The organism is Rhodoferax sp. AJA081-3 (assembly GCF_017798165.1).
In the GTDB taxonomy this organism is placed as follows: Bacteria; Pseudomonadota; Gammaproteobacteria; order Burkholderiales; family Burkholderiaceae_C; genus Allorhodoferax.
The window spans coordinates 3,960,917-3,975,746 of sequence record NZ_CP059068.1 but is presented as its reverse complement, the minus strand read 5'-3'; the positions used below and the strand labels follow the sequence as shown (position 1 = coordinate 3,975,746).

Here is a 14,830-nt window from a genome sequence, read left to right as displayed (position 1 = left end):
CTGTTAAATCGCTAAACCAGAATTTCGATGTACCCGGAGATGCACTTGCAGTTAGTGGAAATACAGCTTGCTCTCGAATATTTTATGGGGCCATGGTCCAATATGGTTTACGAAATTAGCGCTTGCACACCCCTCCCTCCGGCGGAAAATTTCAAGGGCTTTCACTCCGCGCCAACTTAGCCAGCATCTCCGCCATGCGCTTCTGCCGCGTCTCTGGCCGCTTCGCATTCTGCAGCCGGTAGTAAATGGTGAACTGGCTCGCGCGTTTGAGCGTGGCGTAGAAAGCGTGGGCAGCGGGGTCTTGTTGCAGCGCCGCCAAAAAGTCTTCGGGCATGACCATGGTGGCGCTGCCGGCGTAGGCGGAGGTCCAGCGGCCATCGCTGCGGGCGGCCTCTACATGCGCCAGGCCGGCGGCTTGCATGCGCCCTTGCTCTATTAGCCGCTCGGCATGCTGCACGTTCTTCTGCGACCAGTTGGAGCGTGCGCGGCGCGGGGTCAGGCGTTGCAGAAACGAGGTGTCGTCCAGGGACTTGCGCACCGCGTCGATCCAGCCCCAGCAAATAGCCGCCACCACGCAGTCTTCCCACGTCACGCTGGGCTGGCCGGTAGCCTTTTTGTAGATGCGCACCCATAGCTCGGTCTCGCTGGCGTGGTTTGCCTGCAGCCATGTGTGCAGCTGCTCATGCGTTTCAAAGGTTTGGTGTACTGGCTTGCTCATGAATTGATAGCGACTGATGCATATTTCACGGGGGCTAGAGGCCTATTTGACACACAACGAATACCCTGTACTCCGGCCGCCACCGTCCAGTCTACGTAGCACGCCGCGCTCCAGCAGGTCGTTGATATCGCGCAGCGCCGTGTCTGCAGAACACTTGCTCATGGCCGCCCACTTGGCGTTGGTCAGCTTGCCTTCCATTCCGTCCAGCACTTTGTTCAGCACCAGTGTTTGACGTGCGTTCATGGGCGTGCCAGCCCAGCGTTGCCAAAACTGGGCTTTGTCTAGCACGCCGGCCAGCAAGCCATCTGCGCCCTGCACGGCACGCAGCAGGCAGGCCAAAAACCAGTTCAGCCAGGGGGTGACATCCAACGTGCCACGCTGGCTAGCTTCTAGCTGGTCGTAATACTGTTTGCGCTCGCGCTGTATTTGGGCGCTCAGGCTGTAGAACCTTTGTGTCGTGCCCTCTGCACGCGCCAGCGCCATGTCACCCACGGCGCGGCTGATGCGTCCGTTGCCGTCGTCAAACGGGTGCAGGGTGACGAGCCACAAGTGGGCCAGCCCGGCGTGGAGGAGTGCGTCGCCCGCGGGGGCGGCGTTAAACCATTGCAGAAAGGCAGCAGTCTCTGTGGGTAGCGCGGTGGCGGGTGGGGCCTCGAAGTGCACTTTTTCACGGCCCACGGGGCCGGACACCACTTGCATGGGGCCTGCGGCGTCGTTGCGCCACGCACCCACCTGGATGCGCACCCTGCCGCTGTAGCCGGTGGGGAACAGCGCCGCGTGCCAGCCAAACAGGCGCTCGGCCGTGAGGGGCGTGGCGTGCTGATGGGTTGCGTCCAGCACCATGTCGACCACGCCATCCACGTTGCGGTCGGCGGGTGCCAGCGCGCCTATATCCACACCCAGCCTGCGGGCGATGGACGAGCGCACAGCGTCCAGGTTGAGCGCCTCGCCTTCAATGGCGCTGGTGGTGATGACTTCTTGGGTAAGGGCTTGTAGCGTGGCCTGGTTGCGCTGCGCCAGCCCCAGCTCTGCCATGCGGCCCGCCAGATGGCCCTGCGCGCGGTGCACTTGCGCCAGCGGCGCGGCAAGCGCAGCCGTGTCAAACCGCCACTGCGGCCAGTCGGGGCGCTGCCAGAGGAAGGTGCGGCGGCGTGGGGGCTTTTCGGGGAACATGCGGCGATTATGCGGTACATTCGCCGCTTTATGTGCGGTGAATACCGCGCTTATTCGCCGCTATTGGCCGCTCTGCCAGCACCGCCAGCGTATCCTGCGGGTAATTCAAACCAAAGGAAAACTTGCCATGCAACTGGGCTACACCATCCTCTACGTGCCAGACGTGCCCGCCACGCTCAAATTTTATGAAGCCGCCTTCGGGCTCACCACGCGCTTTCTGCATGAAAGCGGAGACTACGGCGAGCTGGAGACGGGCAGCACGGCGCTGGCGTTTTCAGCGCACCGGCTCATGCAGCAACTGGGCAAGAACCCGCAGGCGGCCAGCCCCACCGCACCCTGCTTTGAGATAGCGCTGTGCACGCCAGATGTGGCCGCCGCGCTGGCGCGCGCGATTGCCGCCGGGGCCACGCCCATGCGCCCGCTGGAGGTAATGCCCTGGGGCCAGACCATTGCCTATGTGGCCGACATCAACGGCTTTCTGGTGGAACTGTGCACGCCCATGGCATAGCCGCTTCGCTTTTGATAGCTGCTAGGGCATATTTCACGTGGGCTACGCGCCACTTTCACCATCAATTTCCGCCCATTCCACCAGTTTCTGTTGCAGTTCTTCTTTACTCGGCAAATAGAGCTGGTATTCCCGGGCGTGGATGTTTGCGTCTTTGGGCAACGTGATTTCCACCAGCGCCTCGCGTTTTTTCTTGCACAACACGATTCCTACGGTGGCGGCCTCGGCATCGGTTTTGACATATCGGTCAAAGTAGTTGACGTACATCTGCATTTGGCCCAAATCCTGGTGGGTGAGCTTGCCGATCTTCAGATCGATCAGCACATAGCAGCGCAACAGGCGGTTGTAAAAAACCAGGTCCACAAAGAAGTGGTCGTCGTCAAAAGTGAAGCGCTTTTGCCGGGCCTCAAACAGAAAGCCCTTGCCCAGCTCCAGCAAAAAGTGTTCGATCTGGTTGATGATGGCGGCCTCAAGGTCAGACTCAGAAAACCGGGCTTGCTCCGACAGCCCCAAGAACTCCAACACCAGCGGCTCTTTGAGCAGGTCCTTTGGCTGACTGACGATTTGCCCTTGTTGAGACAGTTGCCGAATGCCGTCCTGGTCGCGGCTCAGGGCCAGGCGCTCGTACAGGCCGCTTTGGAACTGGCGGCGCAGTTCGCGCAGCGTCCAGTTTTGGTTAGTAGATTCGATTTCGTAAAAGCTGCGTTCATCCGCCTTTTTGATTCCCAGCAGGAAAACGTAGTGGGACCAGCTAAGGGAGAACGGGCGGTTTTCCGTGGTGGCCAATTGGTCAGACAGTGTCTGACCAATTGGCTGTCGCGTCTGGATCTCGAATAAGCCAGACGCTGTCTGACCCATTCTTTGGGCGTGAAGTGCATAAAACTGCCGCATAAGTTTGAGGTTGGTGGCGGAAAAGCCGCTGCCAAATTCGGCAGTCAGCCGTTCAGCCAAGCGCTTGAGCATTTGCGTACCGTATTCCGCCCGGCCCTGACCTTGTTGTTCAAATTCAACGATGTGCCGACCAATCTCAAAGTTGGTGTGCACTTGCACCAGATCAACGCCACGGGCCACCGTGTTTCGGGCCGATTCGACCAGAGTGCAAATGCGGGCTAAAAGCGCAGACTCGGTCTTGTCGATGGCCGGAATGTTCGGCGTTTTCTTCATAGCGGGTCCTCGCACACTGGTGGTTGATGGCTTGTTTTTTTACTGTATTTTTACACAGCATCACAACGCACGAAAGCAACGGGCTGATGTCCATCACTTACCATCGTCCCCTCCCCGATAGAGCCCCAAAAGCCCACCCAATGTTTCGCCATCTCATGCCCGCTGCAAAACCTTGATCACCGATCCCTACTTCTACGCCGTAACCATCCCCGCCGTACTCCTGCTGGGCATCAGCAAAAGCGGCTTCGGTGCTGGCTTCGGATCCCTGGCCGTGCCCATGATGGCGCTGGCTGTGACCGTGCCGCAGGCAGCGGCCATTCTGATGCCGGTGCTGCTGTTGATGGACGTGCTGGGCATCGCCGCCTTTCGCAAAGACTTTGACCGCGCGTTGTTGCGCTTCATCCTTCCGTTTGGGGTGCTGGGCATCATCGTGGGGGCGCTGCTGTTCAAGCTGCTGAACGCACACACGGTGGCTGCCATCGTGGGTGTGTTCACCTTGCTGTTTCTGGCGCAGCGCGTGGCGTTTCCGCCCAAGCCCGACAGCCCTTTGCCGCCCAAGTGGCTGGGCGCGGTGCTGACCACGCTGTCGGGCTTCACCAGCTTTGTGGCGCATGCGGGCGGGCCGCCTATCAATGCGTATGTGATTCCGTTGAAGCTGTCGCCGGTCAAGTTCACCGCCACGATGGCGTTTTTCTTCTTTGTGGTGAATCTGTGCAAGTGGATTCCCTATGCCTGGCTGGGCCTGCTGGACACGCGCAACATGACCACATCGCTGGTGCTGCTGCCCCTGGCGCCGATTGGCGTGTGGATTGGCGTGCATTGGGCGCGGCGCATCAGCCAGGTGGTGTTTTACCGCTTCTTGTATGCGGGTATGTTTTTGACCGGGGTGAAGCTGGTGTGGGATGGGTTGGTGGCTTAACCCACCGTCTCCCAAAACCACGCTTGCGCCTGCGCATGTTTGCGCTCCAGATCGTCCAGGTCGCTGACAAACATCAACTCCCGGATGCGCGCCACCACATCGGCGGGCAGGTCGCGGTCCAGGTAGCGCAGGCCAAAGTTGCGCAGGTGCGGGCAGTGGCGTATGCGCAGGGCTTCGACCAAGGGGCGCAGGGTCATGGCGTGGTAGAAGCTCAGCGCCTCCACCGCGCGGCCGCGCAGGCGCTCTTTGGTGGGGATGTGCTGAAACATGTCAAACGCCGCGCGCAGCGCGGGCAGGCGGGCCATGGCCTGGGCCAGGTCGGCCTGCGCATCCAGGTGCTTGGTGCTTAGCAGGTTGTATCGGTCCAGCCAGGTGGTGCCTTTGCCGTGCAGCTCTACCTCGCGGAACAGCAGTGGGTCGCCACGGCGCATCAGCACCAGGTCCACCACCAAGAAGGGCGAGGCATCGCGCAGCCGGTAGAAGCGCTGCTGGTAGCCCACGGTGCCGGTGATGTCGTGGCGCAGGTCTATAGGGCTGAGCGCGGCCAGGGCGGCTTCTACAGCATCAAATACTGCGGCAACCGCATCGTCTTCCACCACGACCACTGCGTCCACATCCGACAGCTCATCCATGTAGGTGAAGGCGGCGCTGCCGCCCTCCCACGCGGCGCAAACGGCAGGGTTTTGCTCCAGCGCCTGGCGCAGCGTGGCAATCAATTGGGTGCGGTTTATCGTGCTCATGCACGTACTTTAGCGAAGCGCCTGTGCCACCAGTTGCGGATGGTCGCGCACCAAGCCGTCCACGCTGAGGTGCATGTCCGCACTGGCGGCAAAGTGGGCCATCAGCGCGTCCACCACCACGCGCACGCGCGGCGCCAGGTAGCGACGGTGCGGGTAGTGCACTACGACCTCGCGCACACCGGTATCGTGCAGCCCGGGCAGCACCAGCTTCAAGGCGCCGCTGCGCAGGTGCGGCAGGGCATGGGTCAGGCCACCCTGCACGATGCCGGCACCGGCCAGGGCCAGGTCGATCAGGGCCTCGGGGTCGTTCACGGTGAGCTGGGCCTGTGGTGTGTGTTCCACGCGGCTGCCGTCGGGCTGTTTGAACATCCACGGCGTGGGTGGCCCGCTGGCCAGACGCACGCCGGCACAGCGGTGTTGGGCCAATGATTCCACCGTGCCGGGCACACCAGCCGTGCGCAGGTAGTCGGGGCTGGCCAGCAGCACCAGCGGCAGCGCGCACACGCGCCGCGCGATGAGGCTGGAGTCTTCAATCAGCCCCCCGCGAATACCGATGTCATAGCCCTGGGCCACCAGGTCCACCGGGCGGTTGTCCAGGTCCACATCGATGGCCAGGCCGGGGTAGGCGGTGCTGATGACGGGCAGTGCCGGCAAGACCCAGCGCCGGCCAAACGCCATGCCCACCGAGATGCGCACCTTTCCTGTCGGCGTGCTGGCCGATTGCGAGACACCGGCCACGGCCTCGTCCAGCAGGCGCAGGGCCTGGCGGGCGTCTTCCAGAAAGCCCTCGCCCTCTTGCGTGAGCGACAGGCGCCGGGTGCTGCGGTTCAACAGCCGCACACCCAACTGCTGCTCCAGCTTGGCCAGGCTTTTGCTGACGGCGGCGGCTGTCAGGTCCAGGCGGTCCGCCGCGGCGGTGATGCTGCCACTGGCGGCAATTTCCACAAACGCGAGCAGGCCTTGCAGGTTTTTCATGCGGCCAATTATCAACTTCCACTCAGCAATCAAACAACCATTGATGACTTTTTCTTTGTTCGCTGCAAATCTACAGTTCACCCATCGCAACACAAACCTTCAAAGGAACACACCATGAAAATCGGCATCATCGGCTCTGGCGACGTGGCTCAGGCACTGGGCGCAGGCTTTACAGCCAAGGGCCATCAGGTCCTGCTGGGTACCTCAAGCCCCGCCAAACTTGCAGACTGGAAGGCCGCCAACGGCGCGGCACAAGTGGGCAGCTTTGCCGACGCAGCAGCGTTTGGTGAACTGGTGGTGCTGGCCGTCAAGGGCCACGCCGCCGTGGCAGCGGTCAAGGCGGCGGGCGCTCAGGCCCTGGCAGGCAAGGTGGTGATTGACGCCTGCAACCCGATTGCCGACGCACCACCGGTCAACGGCGTGCTGCAGTTCTTCACCGGCCCCAACGAGTCTCTTCTGGAGACGCTGCAGGCCGAGTTTGCCGCCGTGCGCTTCGTCAAAGCGTTCAACTCGGTGGGCAGCGGCTTCATGATCGACCCGCAATTTGAAGGCGGCGCGCCGACCATGTTCATTGCCGGCAACGACGCCGCCGCCAAGGCGACGGTCAGCAAGTTGCTGAGCAGCGTGGGCTGGGACAGCGCCGACATGGGCGCCGCCACCGCCGCCCGCGCGATTGAGCCGCTGTGCATGCTGTGGTGCATTTCCGGCCTGCTGCGCAACGAGTGGGCGCATGCGTTCAAGCTGGTGAAGCCGGTGGCAGCGCGCTAGCCCAGGTGCTTGCCAAAGAAGCGCAGCGTGCGGTCCCAGGCTTGCTGGGCCCACACCGCGTCGTATTGCGTGGCGGCAATGCGGCCGGGGCCTACGGCGGTCTCATTCGCAAAGCCGTGGTGGGCCTGGTAGCGGTGGAACTCAAAGCCCACACCCGCGGCACTTAGCTTTTCTTCCAAGCCAGCCACGATTTCTATCTTGAAAAACTCGTCCTGCGTGGCCCAGTGGCCTAACAGGGGTATCTTGATCTTGCTGGCGTCGATGTAGTCCAACGGTGGGCAGCCGTACCAGACGGTGGCTGCGTCCAACTCGGGCGACTGGGTGGCGCCCAGCAGGGTAAGCGCACCACCCATGCAAAAGCCGGTCAGGCCCACCTTGGGCGCGCGGCCCTTGAGAAACTGCACCGCTCCGCGGATGTCCTGGCCAGCGGCGTCGCCAAAGTCCAGGCCGGTCATGAGGTGGTGGGCTTCTTCCTGTTCTACCGTTGCTTTACCGCGGTACAGGTCGGGCACCAGGGCCTGGAAGCCGGCAGCAGCCAGGCGGTCTGCCACGCCCTTGATCTGGTCGTTCAGGCCCCACCACTCCTGGATGACAACGATGGCAGGTGCGTTGCGGGTGGCCGGCTCGGCCAGGTAGCCCTGCACGGCTTTGCCGTCCGGGCGTGTGAAATTCACCATGGTTCCCATTGCGTTGCTCCTTGTTGGTTGGTTTAGCGCAGCATTATTGTGGGCAGATGGCCTGGCGTACCATCGCAAGGGCATTCCTTAGTACCTGCAGAGAACCGTTTGAACCGTCCGTTGCCCACTCCCCCCGCACCAGCCTTGCCCCCACACGCGGTGTCACGCCTGCGCACCGCCCGCCTGGCTCGCGCCTCCAAGCCTTTCCGCGCCCGCGGCGGGTCGGACGTGCCGCGCTGCGCGGGCTGCCGCTTGGTAGTAAGCCATTGCCTGTGTGCCGTGCGCCCGGTGGTGGGCACCCGCGCCGGTGTGTGCCTGATCATGGCCGACATCGAAGCACTCAAGCCCAGCAACACGGGCTGGCTGATTGCCGATGTGGTGGCCGACACCTTTGCCTTTGGCTGGGCACGCACAGCGGTAGACCCTGCCCTGCTTACGCTGCTGGCCGATCCGCAGTGGCAGCCGTATGTGGTGTTCCCCGGGGAGTTTGTGGCGGCTGAGCGCGTGGTAACGGATGTTGAGCCGGTGCCCGGCAAGCGACCACTGTTCATACTGCTGGATGCCACCTGGCCCGAGGCGCGCAAGATGTTCCGCAAAAGCCCGTACCTGGACAAGCTGCCGGTGTTGAGCCTGGCCTCGGACCAGATCTCCCGCTACAAGCTGCGCCGCTCGCGGCGTGACGACCACTTTTGCACCAGCGAGGTGGCGGCCCTGTGCCTGGACCTGGCGGGCGAGCCCCATGCGGCACAAACGCTGGAAGCCTATCTGGATGTATTCACCCACCACTACCTGCGGGCCAAGAGCCAGTTGCCGGTGCAGTGGGAGGGGAAGGCGCATCTGCAGTTACGGGGCTTGGCCCATAGCAGTTGAATTACTCCTATTTTGATAGCGATACCTTCATATTCCACGGGGGCTATAGGCCATTTTTTTCATATGACATTTGCCCCACAGGGCAAGCGTTTCAGCGCTACCTGCGTGACCCGGCGCCCCCTGGCACGGCTTACACTGGAATGACCGCCCCCAAAGAAAGCTAGGCATGACCATCTACCTCCAACGCAAACCCGGCGCCCCATTGGCCAGCACGGTCAACATCCGCAACCACCAGTTCATCAGCGACGCCCCCATCGCCGACGGCGGCGGTGACGAAGGCCCCAGCCCGCACGAGCTGTACGACGCGGCCCTGGGCGCCTGTAAGGCGGTGAGCCTGATGTGGTTTGCCAAGAAGAAGGGCATTGCGGTGGACGACATCCATACCGAGGTGACCAGCGACGACAGCCAGGAGCGCGCGGGGGTCTACAAGATACACACCAAGGTGGTCATCAGCGGCACGTTTAGCGATGCCGAATTTGCCCAACTGACCGCCGTGGCCGAGAAATGCCCCGTGCACAAGCTGATGACCGCGGTGACCACCGAGGTCACCACCACCGTGGAGCGTGCTGCGCCATGACAACACCGCAGTTACTCACCGCACATGAAAAGGACCTGGGCGGCGGTTTTGTGGTGCGCCGTCTGCTGCCTGCGGGCCAGCGCCAGGCGGTGGGACCGTTCATCTTCTTCGACCACTTTGGCCCGGTCACCATCACCCCGGCCGACAACCACGACGTGCGCCCCCACCCCCACATCGGCCTGGCCACGCTGACCTATCTGTTTGACGGTGTGATCCTGCACCGCGACAACGTTGGTTACACGCAGCGCATAGAGCCCGGCGCCATCAACTGGATGACAGCGGGCAGCGGCATCGTGCACTCCGAGCGCAAGCCCGAGGCCGAGCGCAACGTCACATATGTCAACCACGGCCTGCAGCTGTGGCTGGCGCTGCCGGAGTCTGAACAAGAGATCAAGGCCAGCTTCACCCACACGCCCGCCGATGCGATACCCGAGGTGCGTGACGGCGCGGCGCAGGTACGGGTGCTGGTGGGCCAGGCGCTAGGCGCCGAGTCGCCCGTGGCCACCCTGTCACCCACGCTGTACCTGGATGTGCAGTTGCCCGCGGGCTGCAGCTGGACGCTGCCCATGTTGGCCGAAGAGCAGGCCGTGTATGGGGTGCAGGGTGGTCTGCAAATCGACGCAGAAGCCTTGGCGCCGCACACGATGGCGGTGCTGTCAGAAACAGCCCTGCTGACTGCCGGCCCAGAGGGTGCGCGCCTGGTGGTGGTGGGCGGCCAGCCCCTGGGGCGGCGGTTTATTTACTGGAATTTTGTGTCCACCAACAAGGAGCGTATCGAGCAGGCCGGGCGCGACTGGACGGCGGGCGACGCCAGCGCGGGCATGGGCCAGGTGCCGGGCGAGACGGAGCGGATTCCCTTGCCCGAGCGCACACGCCCTGCGTGATGCAAAAAGTTAGCGATCAAGAGGATGAACGTGCAATCTGCGGATAAAAATTTGTTTGACGAGGCGTACTACGAGCGCTACTACTTCAACAAGAAGACCAGCGTGGCCGACCCCGAGCATGTGCAGCGCCTGGGCGCCTTTGTGTGCAGCTACCTGCAATTCATCCGTGTGCCGGTGCGCCGCGTGCTGGATGTGGGCTGTGGCATAGGCCTGTGGCGTGATGTGATCAAACGCCACTACCCACATGCCGAGTTTCACGGCGTGGAGTTCAGCGAGTATTTGTGTGGCCGCTTCGGCTGGGAGCGCGGCTCGGTGGTGGACTACACCGCCAACAAACCGTTCGACCTGGTCATCTGCCAGGGCGTGCTGCCCTACCTGAGTGCGGCCGATGCCAAGCGGGCCATGCACAACCTGGGCCGCTTAAGCTGCGGCGCGCTGTATGTGGAAGCCGTGGCGCGTGAAGACTTTGAACAGGACATCGTGGACGACACGCTGACCGACCCGCGCCTGTTCAAACACCGCGCCCAACTGTACCGCCAAGGTCTGGCCGATGGGTTTATCGAATTGGGCGGCGGCGTCTGGCTGAGCCGCAAGGCAGACCTGCCGGTGTTTGCGCTGGAGCGGGCCAGCGAGCGTTAAGACCGCGTCAAACCACCTTGCGAAAGGTCACATTGAGCCGCCTGCGCCCCACCAGCGCGTGGGTACCATCCGCCACCGGCAACACGCCATGAAAGCACAGCCGCGACGGCCCACCCCACACCACCACATCACCATGCACCAGCCGGTAGCGCTGTGTACGGTCGCTGCGCGCAAAACCACCAAACAGAAACACGGCCGGCAAGCCCAGCGACAGCGAGACGATGGGTGCACTCCAGTCGGTCTCGTATTTGTCCTGGTGCAAGCCAAGCTTGGCGCCGGGAGCGTAGTGGTTGATCAGGCAGGCGTCCGGCACAAATTGGGGGTAACCGGCCTCAGTAGCAGCGCGAAGCGCCAAATCCATCAGGCAATCCGGCATGGCGGGCCAGGGCTTGAATCCACAGCGCGTGGTCGCCACGGACATGGTGCCACCGCCCGGCGTCTGCCAGTGCCGCGGCGGCGATTGGGCCATGACGGATTCCACGGCCTGCAGCAGTTCCACGTCCCCATCCCGCGCAAAGCCGCGCATCAGCACCGCGCCGGGCGCGAGGGGCTCGCGCAGGGCCTCGGTGTCGGGCGGCGGGTCTTCGAAGAGGTCCAGAGGGATCATGAACTGCTCTTTTTTTGATAGCGTATTGCGTAGATTTTTCGCGGGCTAGATGGCCATTTCGCAATGAAGCCTACTGCAGACCTTACTTCTTTCGCGTCACTTTTGGCGTGTGTTCCGCTTGGGGTGCGAGGTAGTTTTGGCCAGACACCACGGATTTGCCTGTGCGACTCTCCAGTTGCTTGCGCGCCTGCTTGGCAATGCCGCCGCCCGCCTTGGCAGCCGTGGTGTTGTCTGCCATGCCGGTAGCGTCGGTGGTCTCGGCTATCTGGCGGGTCGACAACTCGGCCAGCGCGGTGAAGATGAGTTCGGCCTCGGTCATGTGGTCGCGCAGGTTGTGGCTGCCCAGGCTTTTGATCGCCTTGTGGTCTTTGACACTGACGCCGCTCCATTCCTGGTGGATGATGTTGGTGAGGATGGCGAACTGCTGGCCGGCCTTGATATCGTGCTCGCGCCAGTAGTCGGTGAGTTTGTTGCGGGTTTCTTGCCCAGTCATGCGCTGCTGGATCCACTTGTCGCTGCGGCCATGCTGCTGCCAGGTCTGGCGGGCGCGTTCGAGTGATAGGGCGGGGTCGGCCATTTCTTGCATGCGCTCGTAGCCCACTTTGGCAAGCCAGAGTTTGATGGGCTCGGCTTTGGGGCTGGGGACGGATTGGACCAGTCGCAACAGGGTTTCGGCGGTGGCTACATCGGTGAGGTAGTTTTTACCGTCGGCAGCGGGCAATTTCAGTCGGTGACAGTTTGTCACCGACTCACTGCCCTCCTTGCCTAGCCGCTCCTTCAACTTGTTCCAGTATTTGCGGGCCGTCTGGTAGTCCGGCTGCTGCGTCAGCACCTGCACCACGTCCACCACCGAGAACCACCACGTCTCGGTGTCTTCATCAAACACCCGGCGGATGGACTGGCCATCAAAGTCGGTCGGCAAAATCTTCATGGTGCGGTCCCTATGATTTCTATATACTGTATTTTTACACAGTATTTTCAGGCCCGCAACCATGCCCATCACCCCGGACACTCTGCGCCGCTACGCCGTTGCGCGCACCCTGTTTGCGCCCACCACGTTGGCCAAAGCCATCTCCAAACTGGGTTTTGTGCAGGCCGATCCGATACGTGCGCCGGCACGGGCGCAAGACCTGACGCTGCGCCACCGCGTCAAAGGTTACCGGGCGGGGGACCTGGAGCGGCGCTATGCCAAGCTGGACATTGAGGAAGACTTCTTCGTCAACTACGGCTTTTTGCCACGCGCCACCCACACGCTGATGCACCCGCGCACGCCACGCACCGCGCTCACTACTGCGCGGCGCAAACAGATGGATGCCGTGCTGGACTTTGTGCAAACCCACGGCGTGGTGCACCCTCGCGCGGTGGACGCGCACTTTGCGCATGGCAAGACGCAGAACTGGTTTGGTGGCTCCAGCAATGCCAGTACCGAACTGCTGAACGATATGCACTACCGTGGCCTGCTGCGCATTGCCTCCCGCGCCAGCGGCGTACGCACCTATGCGGTCCGCGATGCTGCGCACGATGCTCCCGACCCGGCACAGGCCACGGACGCACTGGTCGATGTCATAGCGCACAAATACGCGCCCTTGCCCGAGCGGTCCCTCAGCGAACTGGTCAGCCACCTGCGCGGCGGCGCACCGCAATGGGCGCACCTGCGGCGTGATGCGCTGGCGCGTGCCAAAGAACGGTTGGCCAGCGCCGCGGTGGATGGTTTGACCTACTACTGGCCCGCAGGTGAAAACCCCGCATCGCACCGCCATGCGCCCGAGGAGGCCGTGCGCCTGCTGGCCCCATTCGACCCGCTGGTGTGGGACCGCCGCCGCTTTGAGCATCTGTGGGGATGGGCCTACCGTTTTGAGGCCTACACCCCGGCCCCCAAACGGGTGCGCGGCTACTACGCGCTGCCGCTGCTGTGGCAGGACCAGGTGATTGGCTGGGGCAATGTGGCCGTGGCGGATGGCGCGCTGCAGGTGGACTTGGGCTACGTGGCTGGCAAGCCCCCGCGTGGTGCGGCGTATCGACGTGCGTTGGAGGCGGAGTTGGAGCACTTGCGAGCCTTCCTGCATCTACCGGCGACAATCTGAGCATTCACAGACCAGCTAGCAGCCCACGCACCATGCCCCAAGACCTACCCCCACGCCCCGAGCCCACAATCACCCCGGAGATGTGCGAAGCCTGCACCGGTGTGCAGCAGCACTGGCGCCGCGCCAAGGGTCACCCCGAGCTGATGCAAGGCACCCACCGCATGGTGGCGCATAAACATGGCTCGGTCACCATCACCAAGTACCGCTGCGAGCGCTGCGGCACGGTGTGGGAATACGAAAACAACAAGGTCAACCGGCATGCCGGTTGGTCGGTGCTCAAAAGCAAATAGCTATCTATTTAGTAGCACATAGATCAACATTCACGGGGGCTAGCGGCCAATTTTCCATAAGCGCACTAGCCCCAGTCAGCATTTAGGCCGCGGCCAGCGCGTAGTCCGTATACCCCTTGGCGCCGGGTGTGAACAACGTGCCCATGTCAGGCGCGTTCAGCGCCAGGCCCTTTTGCAGGCGCTGCACCAGATCCGGGTTCGAGATGAAGGCACGGCCAATGCCAACCAAGTCCACTAGGCCATCATTGACCGCCTGCTGGCCCGAAGCCTGGTCAAAGCTGCCGCCAATGAAGAAGGTGCGGGGCCAGGCCTTGCGCAGTGCCTGCTTAAACGCGGCAGGTATTGCGGGTGCACCCATGGCGACGTGGTCGGCAATATGCACATAGACCAGACCTGCGTCGGCCAGCAATGGCAGCAGCTTCAAATACGTTTCTTCGACCTCAGGGTAGGCCACCATGCCGGAGTTGGTTCCGTAAGGCGACAGGCGGATGCCGAGTTTGTCACCACCAATGGCAGCGGCGGTTTCGCGCGCCACGTCCACTACAAATTGGATGCGTTTGTCGACACTGCCGCCCCAGGCGTCGGTGCGCTGGTTGGTGGTGGGGCTGAGGAATTGCTCCAGCAGGTAGCCGTTGGCAGCGTGTAGTTCCACGCCGTCAAAACCGGCGGCGATGGCGTTTTTGGCAGCCAACACAAATTCAGCCTTGGCCTGGGCGATGTCCGCCTCGGTCATTTCTTGCGGTACGGGGTAGTCTTGTGGTCCCGATGCATCGGTGTACATCTGGCCGACCAAGGCGATTGCACTGGGCGCGACGATCTTGGTGCCCGCATCCATGTTGGCGGCGTGGCTGACGCGGCCGGTGTGCATCAGCTGCGCAAAAATCTTGCCGCCCTTGGCGTGCACGGCGTTGGTGACCGGCTTCCAGGCCTGCACTTGCGCGTCGCTCCACAGGCCGGGGATGCGGGCGTAACCCTTTCCATTGGCAGAGGGTGCAATACCTTCGGACACGATCAGGCCGGCCGTGGCGCGCTGGCCGTAGTACTCGGCCATCAGCGGTGTTGGCGTGCCGGTGGCGTCGGCGCGGCTGCGGGTCATGGGGTTCATGACAAAACGGTTGGCCAAGGTGGTGGTGCCCATGCGGTAGGGTTCGAAAAGATTGGTAGCAGTGGTCAAGAGAAGCTCCAGGTTACGGGGTTGGAAACGAACACGTTGCGCTGCGGCGCGGGATTGCAAGTGCAG

At 62.7% G+C, this 14,830-nt stretch carries 18 protein-coding genes; 9 read left to right on the top strand and 9 right to left on the bottom strand.

What is annotated here, in order from left to right; genetic code table 11:
• Positions 1-151: 151 nt before the first annotated feature.
• Positions 152-718, bottom strand: a complete 567-nt coding sequence (locus tag HZ993_RS18700) for a YdeI family protein (protein WP_209394227.1) — start codon at positions 716-718, stop codon at positions 152-154.
• Between the two features lie 42 nt (positions 719-760).
• The gene (locus HZ993_RS18695) at positions 761-1,891 is read right to left on the bottom strand and encodes a Fic family protein (protein ID WP_209394226.1); all 1,131 of its coding nucleotides are present in this window, start codon (positions 1,889-1,891) and stop codon (positions 761-763) included.
• Positions 1,892-2,018: 127 nt separating this feature from the next.
• On the opposite strand from HZ993_RS18695, the gene HZ993_RS18690 reads away from it, so the two are divergent.
• Positions 2,019-2,399, top strand: a complete 381-nt coding sequence (locus HZ993_RS18690) for a VOC family protein (protein WP_209394225.1) — start codon at positions 2,019-2,021, stop codon at positions 2,397-2,399.
• 42 nt (positions 2,400-2,441) lie between these two features.
• On the opposite strand, the gene HZ993_RS18685 is transcribed toward HZ993_RS18690, so the two are convergent.
• Complete coding sequence (locus HZ993_RS18685) at positions 2,442-3,560, bottom strand: YhcG family protein (RefSeq protein WP_209394224.1); 1,119 nt, start codon at positions 3,558-3,560, stop codon at positions 2,442-2,444.
• Between the two features lie 172 nt (positions 3,561-3,732).
• Between HZ993_RS18685 and HZ993_RS18680 the strand changes: the two genes are divergently transcribed.
• Entirely contained in the window at positions 3,733-4,479 is a 747-nt protein-coding gene (locus HZ993_RS18680; protein WP_209394223.1) for a sulfite exporter TauE/SafE family protein, read from the top strand.
• Here HZ993_RS18680 and HZ993_RS18675 read toward each other — a convergent pair.
• Positions 4,476-5,219 (bottom strand): hypothetical protein, encoded by a 744-nt coding sequence (locus HZ993_RS18675; protein ID WP_209394222.1) that lies wholly within the window; start codon positions 5,217-5,219, stop codon positions 4,476-4,478. The genes HZ993_RS18680 and HZ993_RS18675 overlap by 4 nt on opposite strands.
• Positions 5,220-5,228: 9 nt before the next feature.
• The gene (locus HZ993_RS18670) at positions 5,229-6,194 is read right to left on the bottom strand and encodes a LysR family transcriptional regulator (protein WP_209394221.1); all 966 of its coding nucleotides are present in this window, start codon (positions 6,192-6,194) and stop codon (positions 5,229-5,231) included.
• A 114-nt stretch (positions 6,195-6,308) separates the two neighbouring features.
• Between HZ993_RS18670 and HZ993_RS18665 the strand changes: the two genes are divergently transcribed.
• Complete coding sequence (locus HZ993_RS18665; protein WP_209394220.1) at positions 6,309-6,962, top strand: NADPH-dependent F420 reductase; 654 nt, start codon at positions 6,309-6,311, stop codon at positions 6,960-6,962.
• On the opposite strand, the gene HZ993_RS18660 is transcribed toward HZ993_RS18665, so the two are convergent.
• The gene (locus HZ993_RS18660) at positions 6,959-7,648 is read right to left on the bottom strand and encodes a dienelactone hydrolase family protein (protein ID WP_209394219.1); all 690 of its coding nucleotides are present in this window, start codon (positions 7,646-7,648) and stop codon (positions 6,959-6,961) included. The two genes, HZ993_RS18665 and HZ993_RS18660, sit on opposite strands and share 4 nt — an antisense overlap.
• A 99-nt stretch (positions 7,649-7,747) precedes the next feature.
• Between HZ993_RS18660 and HZ993_RS18655 the strand changes: the two genes are divergently transcribed.
• From HZ993_RS18655 to HZ993_RS18640, 4 genes are all read left to right on the top strand, one after another.
• A complete protein-coding gene (locus tag HZ993_RS18655; RefSeq protein ID WP_245213687.1) occupies positions 7,748-8,509 on the top strand; it encodes a tRNA-uridine aminocarboxypropyltransferase in 762 nt (253 codons plus the stop codon).
• Between the two features lie 166 nt (positions 8,510-8,675).
• Complete coding sequence (locus tag HZ993_RS18650) at positions 8,676-9,086, top strand: OsmC family protein (RefSeq protein WP_209394218.1); 411 nt, start codon at positions 8,676-8,678, stop codon at positions 9,084-9,086.
• Entirely contained in the window at positions 9,083-9,970 is an 888-nt protein-coding gene (locus tag HZ993_RS18645; protein WP_209394217.1) for a pirin family protein, read from the top strand. Before HZ993_RS18650 ends, HZ993_RS18645 begins: the two co-directional genes overlap by 4 nt.
• Before the next feature lie 30 nt (positions 9,971-10,000).
• Positions 10,001-10,609 (top strand): class I SAM-dependent methyltransferase, encoded by a 609-nt coding sequence (locus tag HZ993_RS18640; protein WP_209394216.1) that lies wholly within the window; start codon positions 10,001-10,003, stop codon positions 10,607-10,609.
• A 7-nt stretch (positions 10,610-10,616) separates the two neighbouring features.
• Here HZ993_RS18640 and HZ993_RS18635 read toward each other — a convergent pair whose 3' ends face one another.
• Both HZ993_RS18635 and HZ993_RS18630 read right to left on the bottom strand, forming a co-directional pair.
• Positions 10,617-11,213, bottom strand: a complete 597-nt coding sequence (locus tag HZ993_RS18635) for an alpha-ketoglutarate-dependent dioxygenase AlkB (RefSeq protein ID WP_371817005.1) — start codon at positions 11,211-11,213, stop codon at positions 10,617-10,619.
• A gap of 85 nt (positions 11,214-11,298) precedes the next feature.
• A complete protein-coding gene (locus tag HZ993_RS18630) occupies positions 11,299-12,147 on the bottom strand; it encodes a Bro-N domain-containing protein (protein ID WP_209394214.1) in 849 nt (282 codons plus the stop codon).
• A 61-nt stretch (positions 12,148-12,208) separates the two neighbouring features.
• On the opposite strand from HZ993_RS18630, the gene HZ993_RS18625 reads away from it, so the two are divergent.
• Together HZ993_RS18625 and HZ993_RS18620 are read left to right on the top strand one after the other, a co-directional pair.
• Positions 12,209-13,300: a DNA glycosylase AlkZ-like family protein gene (locus HZ993_RS18625; protein ID WP_209394213.1), complete on the top strand. Its 1,092-nt coding sequence runs from the start codon at positions 12,209-12,211 to the stop codon at positions 13,298-13,300.
• 32 nt (positions 13,301-13,332) lie between these two features.
• The gene (locus HZ993_RS18620) at positions 13,333-13,590 is read left to right on the top strand and encodes a hypothetical protein (RefSeq protein ID WP_209394212.1); all 258 of its coding nucleotides are present in this window, start codon (positions 13,333-13,335) and stop codon (positions 13,588-13,590) included.
• A gap of 82 nt (positions 13,591-13,672) precedes the next feature.
• On the opposite strand, the gene HZ993_RS18615 is transcribed toward HZ993_RS18620, so the two are convergent.
• Positions 13,673-14,764, bottom strand: a complete 1,092-nt coding sequence (locus tag HZ993_RS18615) for an alkene reductase (protein ID WP_256440923.1) — start codon at positions 14,762-14,764, stop codon at positions 13,673-13,675.
• Positions 14,765-14,830 lie beyond the last annotated feature (66 nt).

Excerpts from the sequence above, each read along its gene's own strand:
- HZ993_RS18700 (WP_209394227.1), bottom strand. The coding sequence starts at position 718 with ATGAGCAAGCCAGTACACCAAACCTTTGAAACGCATGAGCAGCTGCAC.
- HZ993_RS18695 (WP_209394226.1), bottom strand. The coding sequence starts at position 1,891 with ATGTTCCCCGAAAAGCCCCCACGCCGCCGCACCTTCCTCTGGCAGCGC.
- HZ993_RS18690 (WP_209394225.1), top strand. The coding sequence starts at position 2,019 with ATGCAACTGGGCTACACCATCCTCTACGTGCCAGACGTGCCCGCCACG.
- HZ993_RS18685 (WP_209394224.1), bottom strand. The coding sequence starts at position 3,560 with ATGAAGAAAACGCCGAACATTCCGGCCATCGACAAGACCGAGTCTGCG.
- HZ993_RS18675 (WP_209394222.1), bottom strand. The coding sequence starts at position 5,219 with ATGAGCACGATAAACCGCACCCAATTGATTGCCACGCTGCGCCAGGCG.
- HZ993_RS18670 (WP_209394221.1), bottom strand. The coding sequence starts at position 6,194 with ATGAAAAACCTGCAAGGCCTGCTCGCGTTTGTGGAAATTGCCGCCAGT.
- HZ993_RS18665 (WP_209394220.1), top strand. The coding sequence starts at position 6,309 with ATGAAAATCGGCATCATCGGCTCTGGCGACGTGGCTCAGGCACTGGGC.
- HZ993_RS18660 (WP_209394219.1), bottom strand. The coding sequence starts at position 7,648 with ATGGGAACCATGGTGAATTTCACACGCCCGGACGGCAAAGCCGTGCAG.
- HZ993_RS18650 (WP_209394218.1), top strand. The coding sequence starts at position 8,676 with ATGACCATCTACCTCCAACGCAAACCCGGCGCCCCATTGGCCAGCACG.
- HZ993_RS18645 (WP_209394217.1), top strand. The coding sequence starts at position 9,083 with ATGACAACACCGCAGTTACTCACCGCACATGAAAAGGACCTGGGCGGC.
- HZ993_RS18630 (WP_209394214.1), bottom strand. The coding sequence starts at position 12,147 with ATGAAGATTTTGCCGACCGACTTTGATGGCCAGTCCATCCGCCGGGTG.
- HZ993_RS18625 (WP_209394213.1), top strand. The coding sequence starts at position 12,209 with ATGCCCATCACCCCGGACACTCTGCGCCGCTACGCCGTTGCGCGCACC.
- HZ993_RS18620 (WP_209394212.1), top strand. The coding sequence starts at position 13,333 with ATGCCCCAAGACCTACCCCCACGCCCCGAGCCCACAATCACCCCGGAG.